The 15,330-nt window shown below is 47.3% G+C and carries 16 protein-coding genes; 7 read left to right on the plus strand and 9 right to left on the minus strand.

What is annotated here, in order from left to right; genetic code table 11:
* The first annotated feature begins 146 nt into the window (after positions 1-146).
* The 5 genes from murA to BREVNS_RS08220 all read left to right on the plus strand — a co-directional run bounded on the left by murA (position 147) and on the right by BREVNS_RS08220 (position 4,906).
* Entirely contained in the window at positions 147-1,418 is a 1,272-nt protein-coding gene (murA, locus tag BREVNS_RS08200; protein ID WP_483426531.1) for a UDP-N-acetylglucosamine 1-carboxyvinyltransferase, read from the plus strand.
* On the plus strand, positions 1,418-2,602 hold the full coding sequence (locus BREVNS_RS08205; RefSeq protein ID WP_483426532.1) for a TraB/GumN family protein: 1,185 nt from the start codon (positions 1,418-1,420) through the stop codon (positions 2,600-2,602). The genes murA and BREVNS_RS08205 overlap by 1 nt, the downstream gene beginning before the upstream one ends.
* Positions 2,603-2,886: 284 nt before the next feature.
* On the plus strand, positions 2,887-4,023 hold the full coding sequence (locus BREVNS_RS08210; RefSeq protein ID WP_483426533.1) for a 5-(carboxyamino)imidazole ribonucleotide synthase: 1,137 nt from the start codon (positions 2,887-2,889) through the stop codon (positions 4,021-4,023).
* The gene (gene purE / locus BREVNS_RS08215; protein ID WP_483426534.1) at positions 4,020-4,544 is read left to right on the plus strand and encodes a 5-(carboxyamino)imidazole ribonucleotide mutase; all 525 of its coding nucleotides are present in this window, start codon (positions 4,020-4,022) and stop codon (positions 4,542-4,544) included. Before BREVNS_RS08210 ends, purE begins: the two co-directional genes overlap by 4 nt.
* Positions 4,541-4,906, plus strand: a complete 366-nt coding sequence (locus BREVNS_RS08220; RefSeq protein ID WP_483426535.1) for a hypothetical protein — start codon at positions 4,541-4,543, stop codon at positions 4,904-4,906. Before purE ends, BREVNS_RS08220 begins: the two co-directional genes overlap by 4 nt.
* Positions 4,907-4,961: 55 nt before the next feature.
* Here BREVNS_RS08220 and lpxC read toward each other — a convergent pair whose 3' ends face one another.
* The 9 genes from lpxC to rpmF form a co-directional block, all read right to left on the minus strand.
* The gene (gene lpxC, locus BREVNS_RS08225; RefSeq protein WP_483426536.1) at positions 4,962-5,894 is read right to left on the minus strand and encodes a UDP-3-O-acyl-N-acetylglucosamine deacetylase; all 933 of its coding nucleotides are present in this window, start codon (positions 5,892-5,894) and stop codon (positions 4,962-4,964) included.
* A gap of 138 nt (positions 5,895-6,032) precedes the next feature.
* Positions 6,033-6,596 carry a guanylate kinase gene (gmk, locus tag BREVNS_RS08230; protein ID WP_483426537.1) on the minus strand — a complete coding sequence of 188 codons (564 nt, stop codon included), beginning with the start codon at positions 6,594-6,596 and terminating at the stop codon, positions 6,033-6,035.
* Positions 6,593-7,486, minus strand: a complete 894-nt coding sequence (locus BREVNS_RS08235; RefSeq protein WP_483426538.1) for a YicC/YloC family endoribonuclease — start codon at positions 7,484-7,486, stop codon at positions 6,593-6,595. The genes gmk and BREVNS_RS08235 overlap by 4 nt, the downstream gene beginning before the upstream one ends.
* Positions 7,476-8,234 (minus strand): ribonuclease III, encoded by a 759-nt coding sequence (rnc, locus tag BREVNS_RS08240; RefSeq protein ID WP_483426539.1) that lies wholly within the window; start codon positions 8,232-8,234, stop codon positions 7,476-7,478. Before rnc ends, BREVNS_RS08235 begins: the two co-directional genes overlap by 11 nt.
* Positions 8,203-9,453: a beta-ketoacyl-ACP synthase II gene (gene fabF, locus BREVNS_RS08245; RefSeq protein WP_483426540.1), complete on the minus strand. Its 1,251-nt coding sequence runs from the start codon at positions 9,451-9,453 to the stop codon at positions 8,203-8,205. The genes rnc and fabF overlap by 32 nt, the downstream gene beginning before the upstream one ends.
* A gap of 18 nt (positions 9,454-9,471) precedes the next feature.
* Positions 9,472-10,218 carry a 3-oxoacyl-[acyl-carrier-protein] reductase gene (fabG, locus tag BREVNS_RS08250; protein ID WP_483428045.1) on the minus strand — a complete coding sequence of 249 codons (747 nt, stop codon included), beginning with the start codon at positions 10,216-10,218 and terminating at the stop codon, positions 9,472-9,474.
* A 22-nt stretch (positions 10,219-10,240) separates the two neighbouring features.
* Entirely contained in the window at positions 10,241-11,227 is a 987-nt protein-coding gene (locus BREVNS_RS08255; RefSeq protein ID WP_483426541.1) for a beta-ketoacyl-ACP synthase III, read from the minus strand.
* 25 nt (positions 11,228-11,252) lie between these two features.
* Positions 11,253-12,278 carry a phosphate acyltransferase PlsX gene (gene plsX, locus BREVNS_RS08260; protein ID WP_483426542.1) on the minus strand — a complete coding sequence of 342 codons (1,026 nt, stop codon included), beginning with the start codon at positions 12,276-12,278 and terminating at the stop codon, positions 11,253-11,255.
* A 27-nt stretch (positions 12,279-12,305) separates the two neighbouring features.
* Positions 12,306-12,503 (minus strand): 50S ribosomal protein L32, encoded by a 198-nt coding sequence (gene rpmF / locus BREVNS_RS08265; protein WP_483426543.1) that lies wholly within the window; start codon positions 12,501-12,503, stop codon positions 12,306-12,308.
* A gap of 355 nt (positions 12,504-12,858) precedes the next feature.
* Here rpmF and hpt point away from each other — a divergent pair, with 355 nt between their 5' ends.
* On the plus strand, positions 12,859-13,389 hold the full coding sequence (hpt, locus tag BREVNS_RS08270; RefSeq protein ID WP_483426544.1) for a hypoxanthine phosphoribosyltransferase: 531 nt from the start codon (positions 12,859-12,861) through the stop codon (positions 13,387-13,389).
* 3 nt (positions 13,390-13,392) lie between these two features.
* Positions 13,393-15,300, plus strand: a complete 1,908-nt coding sequence (ftsH, locus tag BREVNS_RS08275) for an ATP-dependent zinc metalloprotease FtsH (RefSeq protein ID WP_483426545.1) — start codon at positions 13,393-13,395, stop codon at positions 15,298-15,300.
* Positions 15,301-15,330 lie beyond the last annotated feature (30 nt).

Raw genomic sequence — 15,330 nt, forward strand, 5'->3', positions numbered from 1 at the left:
TTGTGGGGAGAGATGAGAAGGACAAAATCTCCCTGCAAAGGCCTCAAGTTTTTTTACCTCATGTGTTCTTTATTTCCAAAAATTGCGTTTTCTTTCTTTTTTCCTTATACTAAAATCCTATTTTATTTTCCAAGGATAGAGAAGATATGGATAAATATGTCATTCATGGAGAAATCCCCCTCAAGGGAACGGTAGCGATCAGTGGAGCAAAGAACTCTTCGCTTCCTCTTATGGCGGCTTCGCTTCTGACAGATGAGCCGGTTATCTTGCATAATGTACCCGATCTCATGGATATCCGGACCATGATAGCCCTTCTCACCTACCTAGGCAAAAAGGTAACTATCGAAGATACTCATACTCTGCGCATTGAAGAGGTGTCGTCCCAGTCTTATGAGGCTCCTTATGATATTGTTCGCAAGATGCGAGCCTCTATTGCGGTTCTTGGTCCCCTTCTTGGGAGACGTGGGCGGGCAAGGGTTTCATTCCCCGGTGGGTGTACCATTGGGCCTCGACCTGTGGATCTTCATATCAGGGGTATGAAGGCGTTAGGGGCGGAGATTGTCATAGAAGAGGGATATATCAATGCCACCTGTCCTAAGTTGAAAGGGACTTCGATGAACCTTTTGGGAAGCTTTGGTCCCAGTGTGCTTGGGACAGAAAATGTCATGATGGCGGCTGTGTTAGCAGAAGGGACAACGGTTATTGAAGGGGCTGCCTGTGAGCCAGAGGTAGCGGATCTTGCCCAGTGTCTTAACAAGATGGGGGCGAAGATTAGCGGGGCGGGTACCAGTGTGATTACCATCGAAGGGGTGGAGAGACTTCACGGAGTGGAATACACGACTATTCCTGATAGGATTGAGGCGGGTACCTTTATTGCAGCGGCAGGAATTACCGGAGGAGAGATTACTCTCACCAATACCTGTGTGGCCCATTTGGCTGAGCCCATTGAGGTGTTCTCAAAGGCGGGGGTGGAGATAGAGATCCTCTCTCATACCACGCTGGTGGCCAGGGGGAAAACCATTCGGCCTGTGGAGGTAGAAACCAAGCCGTATCCCTTTTTCCCCACAGATCTTCAGGCGCAGCTGATGGCCATGGTCACGCTTGCCGATGGGATCAGTATTATTTCTGAGAAGATTTTCCCTGATCGTTTTCTTCATGCGGCAGAGCTCTGTCGTATGGGAGCGGATATTCATGTTGATGGGGCTGTCGCTGTAGTGAAAGGGGTGCCAAGGCTTTCAGGTGCTTCTATCATGGCTTCGGATCTTCGGGCCGGGGCAGGGCTTGTGCTTGCGGGGCTGGCGGCAAAGGGCAAAACAGAGGTTCTTCGTATTTATCATATTGACCGTGGATATGAGCACTTTGAAGAGAAGCTTCGTGCACTCGGGGCGGATATCCAGCGTCGTCCTCAGGAGGAATAATGGCACAGGAGAGACTTGCTCCCCATATAATGAAGGTAACGCTTTCTGAGAGGGAAATCCTTCTTCTCGGGACAGCGCATATTTTGGAAGAAAGTGTTCAGGAAGTGAGTCGCTGGATAGAAGAGTGGCAACCGGATACCGTGTATGTGGAGCTTTGTGAGGCTCGTTATCAGGCTCTTACCTCAAAGGATCGGTGGAAAAACCTTGATATCGTGAATGTTATCAAGTCGGGACAGGGTTTTCTTATGTTGGCCTCGCTTCTGCTTACCGCTCTTCAGAAAAAGATGGGGATCCAGCTTGGCGAAGAGGTTGGAGAAGATATGCTCTCTGCTATTCGTTTGGCAGAGGAAAAGCGTATCCCTTTTGTGTTAGCCGACCGCGATCTCAATACCACCCTGAAACGAACGTGGCATTTGGCCTCTTTCAAGGACAAGATGCGGATTGTGGAGATTCTCTTTGAGAGTCTCTTTGAAACTGAGGAGGTTTCTGAAGAAGAGGTCAAAAAACTCCTTGGGGAAGGCAATCTTTACAACACCATGATGAGTGAACTGGCAAAACATTTACCGGCGGTGAAACGTGTCCTGATTGATGAACGAAATCTCTATATGGCTCAGAAAATTCTTTCAGGAAGTGGAAAGAAAGCTCTTGTAGTGATTGGAAGGGGACATCTTGAGGGGGTGGCTGAGGCGTTAGAAAATCCGGTGGTGGAGAGTTCTCAAGAATCGCTTGAGACAATACCTCAGAGCCGTATCAGTGGGGCTGTGGTAGGGTGGCTTGTCGTGATTCTTTTTGGCTTGATAGTGGTTGCCGGGTTTTTCAAGGGAGGTACAGGGCTTGCCATTTCTATGGTCCGGGACTGGATACTGGTCACGGGGACGGCGGCGGCTCTTGGTTGTCTTGTGGCTTTCGCTCATCCTGTGACCATTCTTTCAAGCTGGGTTATTGCACCACTTACGACCCTCAATCCCTTTGTGGGGGCGGGGATGTTTTTAGCTCTCATTGAGGCCTTTTTTCACAAGCCAAGGGTGAGGGATTTTGAGAATCTGCCCTATGATATCACTACCTGGAAGGGTTTTTGGCAGAATCGTATCACCAAGATTCTCCTTGTCTTTGTGACAAGCTCTCTTGGGGCTTCTATAGGAACTTTTATCGGTATTCCCTGGATCTCTCGACTTCTCAAATAGAAGGAGACCCTTGCACGGGTGTTTTCTTCCCCTGTCTTGGTCAGGGGCTACGCCCCTGAAACCCCGTTTTTTCTGTTTACAAGGGTCTATTTGTCTTTTTTATCCAAAAAATAGGATTTTTTATTATAGAAAGGCATATTTTTATACTGTTTTTTTGTTTTTTATTACTTTCTTGAGACCTTTGCACATTCGTGCAAAGGTCTCAGAAGTGGAAAAAATACTTTTTCTATGGTACAATGAATGATAAGCGAATCCTTTCTCGATGATAACTTTGTGGAGGACTGATGGAGAAAATCAGGCTTGGCATCATTGGAGGGGGGCAGTTGGGCAAGATGATGGCTCAGGTAGCTCAGCGGTTGGGTTTTTCTGTCTGGGTGCTTGATCCGTATGAGAAATGTCCCGCCTCTTTTGTGGCTGATCACACCATTGTAGGAAGCTTTCATGATGAAGCTGCCATCCGGGAACTGGCACGTCATTGTACTTTGACCACGTATGATATTGAACATATTTCCACGGAAGCTATCAAAAAGATAGAGAACGAAGGTCACCGATTTGCTCCTTCTCCTGATCTTTTAGCTCTTATCCAGGACAAGGGGCGGCAAAAGGAGTTTCTCGCCCGTTGTGGTATTCCTATGCCTCGTTTTGCCCTGTATGATACCCTGGAGAGAGAGGCTCTTCGCCGGTTTGGTTTTCCCTGTATTCAGAAAGCCCGAAAGGGTGGTTACGATGGAAAAGGGGTTTTGACCATCAGGGGGGAAGAGGATCTCAAAGGGGCCTTTCCGGAGAATTTCCTTGTTGAAGAGAGGGTTTCCATAGAAAAAGAACTGGGTATCATGGTGGCGAGAAATCAGCGGGGAGAAGTGGTTACCTATCCTCTCACAGAGATGGTGTTTGATGAACGGGCGCATATCTGTGATATGGTGCTTGCTCCAGCCCGGGTTTCCTCTCAGGTGGAAAAGGAGGCAAGGGAGATAGCCATCGCCTGTGTTGAAGCCTTGCAGGGGGTGGGTATTTTTGGTGTGGAACTTTTTCTTTCTACCGATGGACGACTTCTTTACAATGAGATAGCTCCTCGACCACACAACTCAGGGCATTATACCATTGAGGCCTGTGAAACCAGTCAATTTGAACAGCATATTCGGGCTGTTCTGAATCTTCCTCTTGGGTCTCCCCGGCTTCTGGCTCCAGCAGTGATGTTTAATCTCTTGGGAGAGGTAGGGCATGAGGGTCCGGCGGTGGTCGAAGGTTTTGAAGAAGCCCTTTCTATTCCCGGGCTTGCTTTTCATTTTTATCGGAAGCCTGTTACCAAACCATTCCGCAAGATGGGACATGTTACTATCACCGCCCAAACAGTGGAAGAAGCCCTGGAAAAAGCTCAGGCTATTCGATCAAAAATTCGCATTGTTTCGGAGGCTCTATGAAAAAACCTCTGGTAAGTATCATCATGGGAAGTGATTCGGATCTTGAGGTAATGAAAGAGGCCGCTCTTGTGCTTGAGGAAATGCAGGTGCCTTATGAGGTTCATATTGTATCGGCTCATCGGACTCCTCACTGGATGGTAGAATTTGCGGATGGGGCATCTTCTCGTGGTATTGAGGTGATTATTGCCGGAGCAGGGGGAGCAGCTCACCTGCCCGGGATGGTGGCCTCTCTTACCGAATTGCCGGTGATTGGTGTTCCTGTCAAAAGTTCTCATCTCCAGGGTTTGGATTCTCTTCTCTCCATTGTGCAGATGCCTGGAGGGGTTCCTGTAGCCACCGTGGCGATCAATCAGGCCAAAAATGCCGGGCTTCTTGCGGTAAGCATGTTAGGGATCAAATATCCGGAGTACAGAGAAGCGTATCGAAACTACAAAAAACACATGGAGAAGGAAGTCCTTGAGAAGGACGCAAAGCTCACTCTTGCTGGATGGAAAACCTACCTTGAGGAAAAGAAAAAATGAAAGTGTTCTGGTGTGAATTGGCACGAAAGCAGTTTTTCGACTCTCTTGCCGGTCTTCCTGAAACGCTTGTTCTCTTCTTTCGGGAAAAGAGGGCTTTTCTTCTTGCTGAGACACTTCTGCAGTGGATAGAGGATCTTGCCATCTATGCCACCGGTGAAATCCCTCATCATGGCGTGGTAGAGACCTGCCGTGATTTGGGGCTTTCTCTCACAGAAGAGGAAGAGGCTTTTCTTCGTGAGATGGAAAAAGCAAGTCGCAAGGAAGAGGCTTACCGGGAATTTGTGGAAAAGCATGGAGAAAATCCGCATTTTTTGACGATTATCGAAAAGGTAGAGGCTTATCAAAAGACTTTTCTCTCTTAATAAAAAAGGCGTACCCATGATGGATACGCCCCAGGAATATGGGAAGGTAGTTATTCTACGAAGCTAAATGAGCCACTCTTGGCTCTAAGTGAAGAAGACCGGATACCTGATACGAATACCCTTCGGTGAAGATCTTTGCTTCTTCTTTTTGTTTCTCGGCATAGTGAGAGAGAAGTCTTGCAAAATCCACATCTAACGTATGGCCACCCTTGTAGGATACCAAAAATCCTTCAATATCATAGGGGAGAAGGGCAAGGGCACCTAAAAGGTCTAGCACCTTGTGACGAACAGGTTCATCGTCGTAGCGGGCACCATTGATGGAGCGGTTTTCTTTGCGGCTATACACATGAACATTGTCGAACCCGCCGCCTAACACAAGACCATTCTTTTGGTAGTAGTCAATATCCTCCAGAAAACCAAAGGTTCTTGCCTGGGCTATGGAACTAAAGGCATCCTCTTCTGTCATATTGAGCTGGAAGGTCTGTGTCCCAATGGGTGAGTTTGGAAAAGAAATAGTATAGTTGATCTTGAGAGCATAGAAAGGAACGCCCACTAAGAACTTGTCATCTTTTGTCACCCACAGGGATTCCATGAGACGAAGGACCTTTTTCTCGCTATGCTGGGCAACCACTCCTGCTTTCAGAAAAGCCTCGACAAAGGGAGCGGCACTTCCATCCATGATGGGCATTTCAGGGCCGGTAAACTCAAGAATGGCATTGTCGATTCCAAGGCCATACAGGGCCCCCATCATATGTTCTACCGTCTTGTAGGAAACCACTCCATCCGACACAGTAATATTATTTCTTGTATCAGTGATATAATCGACGGTATAAGGGATAGCCCTTTCTTTTCCCTGATAACGGGTGAGGAAGACCAGTCCTGTATCTTCAGAAGCGGGATGGACTTCTATGGTGCTTTTTTCGCCTGTATGAAGACCTATGCCTTCAAAACGAACAGAAGACTTGAGGGTCTGTTGTTTTCTTGACATAACGTACACTCCTTCTCTTTTTTAATTGCAAGAATCGTGCCAAAATAAAAATTTTTCTAATTGCTTTTCTGAATTGAAATTAAAAAGATAAAGATAATTGCAAATGCAACTTTGTATACAAAAGTATACATCTCTTTTTCAAAGAATTCGTGAGACTACGGCGTCACGAAGGGAGGCATAGGCTTCATCAAGATTTTTGTTTTCAATACAGAGGTCGTAGAAGGAAGCCATTTTCATTTCTTCAGCGGCCTGGTGAAGACGGCGTTTGATGGCCTCAGGATTATCGCTACAGCGTTTGAGGATTCTCTCTTTGAGTTCCTCAAAAGAAGGGGGAAGAATAAAGATGAGATAGGAGTGTGGAAAAGCCTTTCTAATACTCATCCCACCCTGGACGTCGACGTCGAGAAGAGCTGTTTTTCCGCTTTTCATGATTCTCTCAAGTTCACTTTTGAGCGTGCCATAGTAATTGCCATATACCTCCGCCCATTCTGCGAACCTGTCCTCTTCTTTAGCTCTCTCAAATTCTTCTTTTGTATAAAAATAATAATCCACTCCATCCACTTCTCCAGGTCGTGGAGGGCGGGTTGTCACCGAAACCGAGAAGGCAAGCTTTTCAGGAAATTCGGCAAGAAGTCTTTTGTAGAGTGTGGTTTTTCCCACCCCGGAAGGACCGGAGATAACAATAATGCCACCCTGTTTCATTCGAGGTTCCTCAGATGTTCACGGATTTTTTCTATTTCTCCCTTGATGTCTATGGTTGCCTGGATGATCTCATAGTCCTGGGACTTGGAGGCGATGGTATTGGTTTCACGATTCATCTCCTGGGAGATAAAGTCGAGTTTTTTGCCATCACCGGGAAGTTTGCCCTCAATGATCTGATCAAACTGGTGAAGATGGCTTCTCAGTCTCACAATCTCTTCGTTGATGGCAACCCGGCTTGAAACGAGTTCTACTTCGAGAAGGATACGGTTCTGGACAATTTCTCTTGTACTTTCCCCGAGACTGGAAGCGAATTCGACAAGTTTTTTCTGAAGTTCCTGCTGATAGCGCGCTAAGCTTTCGGGATAACGCTGTTCGATTAGCGAGAGGGCTTTCTCGATGATGGAAAGAGACTTGCGAATATCTGCGATGGTTTTTTGTCCCTCAAGGCGCATCATATTTTCCGTACGTTGCAGGACATCACTCACCACTTCTCGAAGTCTCTCAAAAAGGGTGACATCAGCGTCCAGTTTTTCCACCTCGATAATGGGACCTAAAGAGAGAAGATGAGGGATAGTGATATCGCCGGGGATCCCTAAATCGTGGGAAAGGGTTCTGAGGGCGTCCAAGTATTGCTTAGCAAGTTCAGTATTGACCACAACGCGGGTGTTTTTGGCACTTTTTTCTACCACGCGGATCAAGAGATCAATTTTGCCCCGTTTGAGGACCTCGAAAACCTGTTGACGAAATTCGTTTTCCCACTCCACAGGAAGAGGGGTTCCTAAAAGCCGAAACTCAAAGTAGCGAGAATTGACGCTTTTTATTTCCACTTCGATATCAAAGTCGTCATATGTGAGAAAGGCACTGGCAAATCCTGTCATACTACGAAGCATTGGATTTCTCCTCTTTGCGAATCTGGGCAAGGAGTTTTTCGGCGGCTTTTTGTTCGGCTTCTTTTTTGCTTCTTCCCTCAGAGACGGCCCGATAGGTTTTGTGAAGGGAGACTTCTATAGTGAAAACTTTGTTGTGATCGGGGCCTTCTTCTTTGATCACCTTGTACACGGGATACTCTTTGTAGGTAGAGAGGGCCCATTTCTGGAGCTGGCTTTTGAAATCTCGGGTACCACTTTGAAGACGGTGGGTGAGAAGGGGAGAAAAAAGGCGTTTGATGAGTTCAAAGGTTTTTTCCCAGCCGTGTTCAAGGAAATAGACGGCAAGAAAAGCCTCAACGACATCGGCAAGCACCTTGATTCTGGCTCTTTCATCGGAGAGACTTTCTCCTTTGCCAAGGTTAAGATACTCATAAAAGGAGAATTGCTGGGCAATTTCGTAGAGGGTTTTCTCATCCACTAAACTTGAACGAAGGGCCGAGAGTGTGCCTTCTTTTTCCTGGGTACGGGTTTCATAGAGAAGACGGGCTACACCTAAATTCAGTACAGAATCGCCTAAAAACTCGAGTCGTTCATAGTTATACATGGGGTCTCGATTATCATGTCCGTATGAAGCATGAGTAAAAGCCCTGTCCAGCAAGGCCAGGGCTTTTACTTTTACCTTCATTTTTTTGCAGAGATCTTTGAGTTGCCTGATGCGTTCAGCAGAAAGCTGGGCTTCACTCGTACTTTTTGAAAACCAGAGAGACATCGTGTCCACCAAATCCAAAGGAATTACTGATAGCGTACTTGACATCCATCTTGATGGCCTTGTGTGGCACATAGTCGAGGTCACACTGTTCATCAGGGTTGTCGAGGTTAATGGTTGGGTGAATGATGCCTTCTTGAAGCATCTTCACCACAGCGACAGCCTCTATGCCACCGGCTGCCCCAAGGGTATGACCGGTCATGGATTTTGTCGAATTGATCTTGAGTTTGTAGGCATAGTCCCCGAAAACCTGTTTGATAGCCATGGTTTCAGCAACATCCCCGAGGGGAGTGGAGGTACCGTGGGTATTGACAAGCTGGATATCAGTGGGTTTGAGGCCGCACTTTCTGAGAGCGACTTTCATGGCAAGGGCAGCCCCTGCACCATCCGGACAGGGAGCGGTGATATGGTGAGCATCAGCACTCATCCCATACCCCACCATTTCTGCATAGATAGGAGCCCCACGCTTGAGGGCATGGTTCAATTCTTCAAGGACGAGGACACCGGCACCTTCACCCATCACAAACCCGTCTCTATCCTTGTCAAAGGGACGGGAACCCTTGGTAGGTTCATCGTTGTAGTGAGTGGAAAGAGCCTGAGCCTGGGTAAACCCAGCATACCCAAGGGGAGTGATAGCGGCTTCTGTTCCCCCGACAATCATCACATCAGCATCATCAACAAGAATATGATTGTAAGCCATAGCAATGGCATGAGCCCCGGAGGCACAGGCAGAAGAAACAGAATAATTTGGGCCTCGATATCCATAGCGAATAGAAACATAGCCTGAGGTAATGTCCGTAATAATCATAGGAATCATAAGGGGAGATACCCGTTTATGGCCCTCTTTTTCCATTTTGATGGAGTTCTCATAGAAGGTTTGAATACCACCAATGCCGGCAGCAATCAGAACCCCAACCCTATCTTTGTCGACAGAAGCATTTTCCAGGCCACTGGATTTGACCGCCTCTTCAGCGGCTACCCACCCAAAGTGGCTAAACCGATCCATTCGACGGGCAAGCTTTCTGTCGATGAAGTCTTCTGGATTGAAAACCTCATTTTTGACCTCACCCCCGATAAGGGAAGGGGAGTCTTTGAGGTCCACATTGGTGACCCTTGAAATGCCAGAGCGGCCATTTTTGAGAGAATCCCAGAAGGCTTCAACATTGAGACCGCAGGCATTGATTGTCCCTATACCCGTAACAACAACACGTCTTTTTTCCATATTTCCTCCTGGTGAGGCTTATGCCATCACCATCCCACCATCTACTGTGATTGTCTGACCGGTGACATAGTCAGAGTCTGGTGAAGCAAGGAAGAAGACTACATTGGCCACGTCTTCTGGAAGCCCCATGCGTTTCATAGGAATCAGCTTGAGCATCTCTTCCTTCACGGCATCGGGAAGCTGGTCTGTCATAGCGGTTTTGATGTAGCCGGGAGCCACAGCATTGACCTGAACACCACGACCGGCAAGTTCTTTGGCAGCTGTCTTGGTGAGAGCAATCACGCCGGCTTTACTTGCCGCATAGTTGGCCTGACCAGCATTCCCCATGAGCCCAATGATAGAAGCAATATTGATGATTTTGCCACTGCGCTGCTTCATCATCACGGGATAGACAGCCTTGATACCATTGAACACACCCTTGAGGTTAATATCAATCACAAGATCGAAATCCTCAGGGGTCATCTTGAGAATGAGGTTATCACGGGTGATACCCGCATTGTTCACGAGAATATCCACGCTTCCCCATGCTTCTTTGGTTTTGTTCACCATGGCCTCAACCTCTTCGTAGTTGACCACATTGACTTTCATTGCCATGGTTTTGACTCCTTTGGCAGCGAGTTCCTTGGCGGTTTCCTCAGCGGCCTCAAGATTCACATCCACAATAACCACATTCGCACCTTCGTCAGCCAAACGGGCTGCAATAGCCTTTCCAATACCACGAGCAGAACCCGTCACAATAGCGTTTTTGCCAGTAAGTTTTCCCATAATCACATCCTCCATCTTGGTTTTATAATCGTAGGAGACCAGCACCCCAGGTGAAGCCTCCTCCAAATGCTACCATAGCTACCAGATCGCCTTTTTTCACCCGTCCTTCTTCGATGGCTTCGTAGAGAGCCATGGGAATAGTGGCAGAACTGGTGTTTCCATACTTTTGCAGATTCACCATAACCCTTTCTTCGCCTATGCCCAACCTTTCGGCAATGGCTGAGATAATTCTCAGGTTTGCCTGGTGAGGGACAATAAGTTTTACTTCAGCGGGATCAATGTGGTGTTCCTTGAGGATAGACTCAAGGGCTTCAGCCATGGTTCTTACCGCTACTTTGAAGGTAGCGTTTCCATTCATTTTCATGTAATGGAGACGATTGTCTACCGTCTCGTGGCTGGCAGGATTTTTTGAGCCTCCAGCCGGCACCCATAACAGGTCAGCATACGAACCATCACCACCAAGACTAAACCCAATAAATCCCGAAGTATCTGTAGCCTCGGTACGGCTAACGACGGCCGCTCCGGCCCCGTCACCAAAGAGGATACAGGTGGTTCTATCTGTCCAGTCGGTAATCCGGGAAAGGGTTTCAGCCCCGATCACGAGGACATTTTTGTACATGCCACTGACCACGTAAGCATTTGCCATGGAAAGGGCATAGATAAAACCGGAGCATGCGGCTTCTATATCCACCGTGCCAGCATGGGGAAGCCCAAGAGCGTTTTGCACAAGAGCGGCTGTGGCCGGGAAGATATAATCAGGGGTAATGGTAGCTACAATTACCATATCGATATCTTCCGGTTTTACCCCGGCTTTTTCCATCGCCTGGCGAGCAGCCCTTGTAGCCAGATCAGAGGTTGACTCATTTGGGGCTGCGATACGTCTTTCTTTTATCCCTGTTCGTGTTGTTATCCATTCATCGTTTGTTTCTACCATCTTTTCCAAGTCATGATTAGTCAATACCTTTTCCGGCACATACATTCCCATGCCTTTGATGATTGCTTTGTACATAATCGCACCTCTTTTGTGTGGTTTTCTATATCAGATGAAACTCCTCCAGTTCGGTGTGGATTTTGGAAAGCACCTGATGTCGTACGGCACGCGCTGCTGCCTTGATGCCATAGCGGATGGCGTCTTTCCCTGAGGCACCATGGCCAATATACACATTTCCATTGACACCCAAGAGAGGTGCCCCTCCATACCTTTCGGGATCAATCTTTTCCTTGAGTTCGTCAAGTGCCCCTTTGTAGAAAGGAATGGTGAGAAGAGCAAGGGGACGTTTCTTGAGAGCCTCTTTCAACAGCTTGGAAATGGCTTTTGCGGCTCCTTCGGCTGTTTTCAGGGCAATATTTCCGATGTACCCATCACAAACAATGACATCTGCCTTGGTACCAAAAATATCGCCACCTTCAACATTTCCAATAAAATTCAGAGGGAGCTCTTTCAGGAAACGGTGTATATCTTTCATTTCCTTTGTGCCTTTGTGTTCTTCCTCGCCAATGTTGAGAAGCCCAATGCGAGGTTTCTCGATACCCAGCATTTCCCGGCTATAGATTTCTCCCATCACACAGAACTTGACATAATCCGATGGTTCGCACTCGGCACTTGCTCCTACATCAAGGAGAATATTGGCTTCTCCCTTGATATTGGGCATGAAAGTGGCCAGAGCGGGTTTTTTGACTCCCTTGACGCGGCCAAGGATAAGAGCAGCGGCTACCACAATGGCTCCTGTATTGCCGGGAGAAAAAAAGGCGTCGAGTTGTCCCTCTTTGTGAGCACGGAGTCCAACGTAGATACTCGCATCTTTTTTTTGCTTCATGACATTGAGAGGGTCGTCTTCCATGGTTACCACTTCCGTCGCATGGAGAAAATCGATCTTAGCGAGGACATTCTCGGGGTAGCGTTTTTGCTGTTGGATTTTCTGCAGAAGATGTTCGTAGGTTTCCTTTGGCCCAATCAAAACAACGGTAATATCCTGTTCCTCTTTGAGGGCATCCAGAGCCCCCTCGACCAGTTCAAGGGGGTCCCTTTCTCCACTGATGATATCCACACCGATTCTCATAAGTGCCTACCTTCCCATTTTATGCACTTATGCTTCTTCGCGGATAGTTCTTGTGAGAATCTGTTTGCCCTTGTAGTACCCACACTCAGGACATACGCGGTGAGAAAGTTTGCGAGCGCCACAGTTGGGACAGAGAGAGATCCCTGGAGCCTGAAGGTTGTAGTAACCAATGGATCGGCGCATGCGAGTTTTGCATTTTGCTACTTTATGTTTGGGTACTGGCATGGTTTCCTCCTTTGTCCAGTAAATGTCCTGTTATTTTAAGGTTAAAGAAGAAAATTGTCAAATTGAGAGCATTGCAAGTTCGTGCAATGCTCTCAAAAAAGTCATAAAAAAGCATAATTAACCAAAAAATATCTCTATTGATAAAACAAGATGTTTTTTTGAATAAAAAAGACAAATAAGCCCCTGTAAATGGAAAAAACGGGGTTTCAGGGGCGTAGCCCCTGACCCAGATAGGGGAAGAAAACGCCCGTGCAAGGGTCTCAATTTAGAGATAGGAATGGTTTGAACTCTTCAAGAATTGGCATTTTTTCCTTTTTTGTGCTACAATAAACTTCTGAAAGAAAAGGAGACGAATGTGTCGATAGATGTGTATATTTCTGCTGAGCGTATTCAATCCCGGATAAGGGAAATGGCCGAAGAGATTGATCGATGGATTGGTGGAGGTGAGGTTCTCTGTGTAGCGAATCTCAAGGGGTCGTTTGTTTTTTTTGCTGATCTTGTTCGGTGTTTGAAGAGCTCACGACTCAAAGTCGATTTTATCGCTACGGAGAGTTATGTGGGGACACAGAGTTCAGGACAGGTGCGTATTCTCAAGGATTTGCAACAAACCTGTCGGGGAGAAAAGCTTCTGGTGGTAGAGGATATTGTGGATACAGGGCTTACTCTTTCCAAGGTGCTGGAGCACTTTGTCACCATGCATTGTCCCGCTGAAATGAGAGTAGCCACCCTATTGGACAAACCATCCCGGCGAAAAGTGGAGATGAAGGCTGATTTTGTGGGTTTTACCATTGAGGATGCGTTTGTTGTTGGGTATGGTCTGGATTATAATGAATACTATCGAAATTTGCCTTACATCGGGATTTTGAGAAACACAGAGGAGAGATAGCGTATGGCACGAAAGTCAAAGCGGAATAACCCTTATCCTCCCCAGAATAATCAGTCGATGTATGTGGGGATTTTTTTGCTGATTGTTCTCTTGGGTACTTTTGTGGTACTTCAGTTTACCAGCCAGCCAGGGGAGAAAAATCTCTCCTATACTCAGTTTTTGGCACAGGTAACCAATGGGAATGTGGCTCTTGTTCGCATTGAAGGACAGGTGATTCAGGGGGAATTCAAAAATAGAGTGGAAAATGCTACCAGGTTTGTGACAATTCTTCCCCTTATGGATGAGGAGCTTTTGCCCCTTCTTAAACAGGCCGGGGTAGAGATCATAGGGGAGAAGGTGAAGGATCAGAGTGGTTGGTCTCTCACCTGGATGATTGTGGGAGGGCTCCTTTTTGTGGGATTTCTGCTCTTTGTGATGCGTGGTGCCCAGGCGGGGGATTCGTCCAGGGCCTTTACCTTTTCGAAATCCAGGGCAAGGCTTCATAGAGAGAATACGAACAAGATTCGTTTCAGCGATGTGGCCGGGTGTGAAGAGGCAAAACAGGATCTTCAGGAAGTGGTGGAGTTTTTGAAACGACCTGAGAAGTTCAATGCCATAGGAGCGCGTATTCCCAAGGGAGTGCTTCTGGTTGGCTCGCCTGGAACGGGAAAGACCCTTCTTGCCAAGGCCGTGGCAGGAGAGGCACGAGTGCCTTTCTTTAGTGTCAGTGGCTCTGAGTTTGTAGAAATGTTTGTAGGCGTGGGAGCGGCTCGTGTGAGGGATCTTTTCTCTGAAGCCCGCAAGCATGCCCCCTGTATTGTGTTTATCGACGAGCTCGATGCGGTGGGACGTTCTCGTGGGGCTGGTCTTGGTGGTTCTCATGATGAGCGTGAACAGACCCTCAACCAGATTTTAGTAGAAATGGATGGTTTTGATTCCTCTGAAGGGTTGATTATCCTTGCGGCTACGAACCGCCCGGATATTCTTGATCCAGCTCTTCTTCGCCCTGGTCGTTTTGATAGACAGGTAGTGGTGGACAAGCCGGATGTCAAGGCTCGCGAGGCTATCCTGAAAATTCATACGCGTAAGGTGCCTTTGGCTGAGGATGTGGACCTTTCGATTATAGCCAGAGGAACGCCGGGATTTACCGGGGCTGATCTGGAGAATCTTGTCAACGAAGCGGCTCTCAATGCGGCTCGAAATAACCGCAAGAAGGTCACCATGGAAGACCTTGAGTTTGCCAAGGACAAGGTAAGCCTTGGTCCTGAAAGACGTAGCCTTGTTCTCTCCGAAGAAGACAAATGGATGACAGCGTATCATGAGGCAGGTCATGCTATCTTAGGACACATTCTTCCTCTCAATGATCCTGTGCACAAGGTGACCATTATCCCTCGTGGCCAGGCTTTGGGTATCACCTATCATCTCCCGGAGGTGGAAAAACGTAGTATTGTCAAAGAAGAAGCCATCCAGAATATTATCATGGCCATGGGTGGGCGTGCTGCTGAAGAACTCAAGTTTGGCAAGGACTATATCTCCAGTGGAGCTTCCAGTGATATTGACCATGTGACCCGTTTTGTGAGAACGATGGTCTGTGAATGGGGGATGAGCGATATTCTTGGACCTGTGCGTTATGGGGAGACTGAGGGACCTGTATTTCTTGGCAAGGACCTTGTGACACGCAAGAACTTCAGTGAGAAGATTCACGAGCTCATTGATGAAGAAGTCCAGAAGATCATCACGCATTGCTATGAGGAGGCATTGAAACTTCTCAAAAAGCATGAGAAAAAGCTGGATCTTCTTGCCAAGACCCTCATAGAAAAAGAGGTGCTTACCGGTGAAGATCTCAAAGAACTTCTCGGAGAGGCACCCAAGAAACAATTTCCTCGCCTTGAACTGATCAAGAAGGAACTTGAAAATCCTTCTCAGGCATAGGTGAAGAAAACAAACTTTCTGGTCGATACT

Origin of the sequence: Longinema margulisiae, assembly GCF_025266855.1 — a bacterium.
Lineage (GTDB): Bacteria > Spirochaetota > Brevinematia > Brevinematales > Thermospiraceae > Thermospira.

Excerpts from the sequence above, each read along its gene's own strand:
- lpxC (WP_483426536.1), bottom strand. The coding sequence starts at position 5,894 with ATGTCAAGAAAACAACAGACCCTCAAGTCTTCTGTTCGTTTTGAAGGC.
- BREVNS_RS08205 (WP_483426532.1), top strand. The coding sequence starts at position 1,418 with ATGGCACAGGAGAGACTTGCTCCCCATATAATGAAGGTAACGCTTTCT.
- murA (WP_483426531.1), top strand. The coding sequence starts at position 147 with ATGGATAAATATGTCATTCATGGAGAAATCCCCCTCAAGGGAACGGTA.
- ftsH (WP_483426545.1), top strand. The coding sequence starts at position 13,393 with ATGGCACGAAAGTCAAAGCGGAATAACCCTTATCCTCCCCAGAATAAT.
- rnc (WP_483426539.1), bottom strand. The coding sequence starts at position 8,234 with ATGTCTCTCTGGTTTTCAAAAAGTACGAGTGAAGCCCAGCTTTCTGCT.
- BREVNS_RS08210 (WP_483426533.1), top strand. The coding sequence starts at position 2,887 with ATGGAGAAAATCAGGCTTGGCATCATTGGAGGGGGGCAGTTGGGCAAG.
- purE (WP_483426534.1), top strand. The coding sequence starts at position 4,020 with ATGAAAAAACCTCTGGTAAGTATCATCATGGGAAGTGATTCGGATCTT.
- BREVNS_RS08220 (WP_483426535.1), top strand. The coding sequence starts at position 4,541 with ATGAAAGTGTTCTGGTGTGAATTGGCACGAAAGCAGTTTTTCGACTCT.
- fabG (WP_483428045.1), bottom strand. The coding sequence starts at position 10,218 with ATGGGAAAACTTACTGGCAAAAACGCTATTGTGACGGGTTCTGCTCGT.
- BREVNS_RS08255 (WP_483426541.1), bottom strand. The coding sequence starts at position 11,227 with ATGTACAAAGCAATCATCAAAGGCATGGGAATGTATGTGCCGGAAAAG.
- fabF (WP_483426540.1), bottom strand. The coding sequence starts at position 9,453 with ATGGAAAAAAGACGTGTTGTTGTTACGGGTATAGGGACAATCAATGCC.
- plsX (WP_483426542.1), bottom strand. The coding sequence starts at position 12,278 with ATGAGAATCGGTGTGGATATCATCAGTGGAGAAAGGGACCCCCTTGAA.
- BREVNS_RS08235 (WP_483426538.1), bottom strand. The coding sequence starts at position 7,486 with ATGCTTCGTAGTATGACAGGATTTGCCAGTGCCTTTCTCACATATGAC.
- gmk (WP_483426537.1), bottom strand. The coding sequence starts at position 6,596 with ATGAAACAGGGTGGCATTATTGTTATCTCCGGTCCTTCCGGGGTGGGA.
- rpmF (WP_483426543.1), bottom strand. The coding sequence starts at position 12,503 with ATGCCAGTACCCAAACATAAAGTAGCAAAATGCAAAACTCGCATGCGC.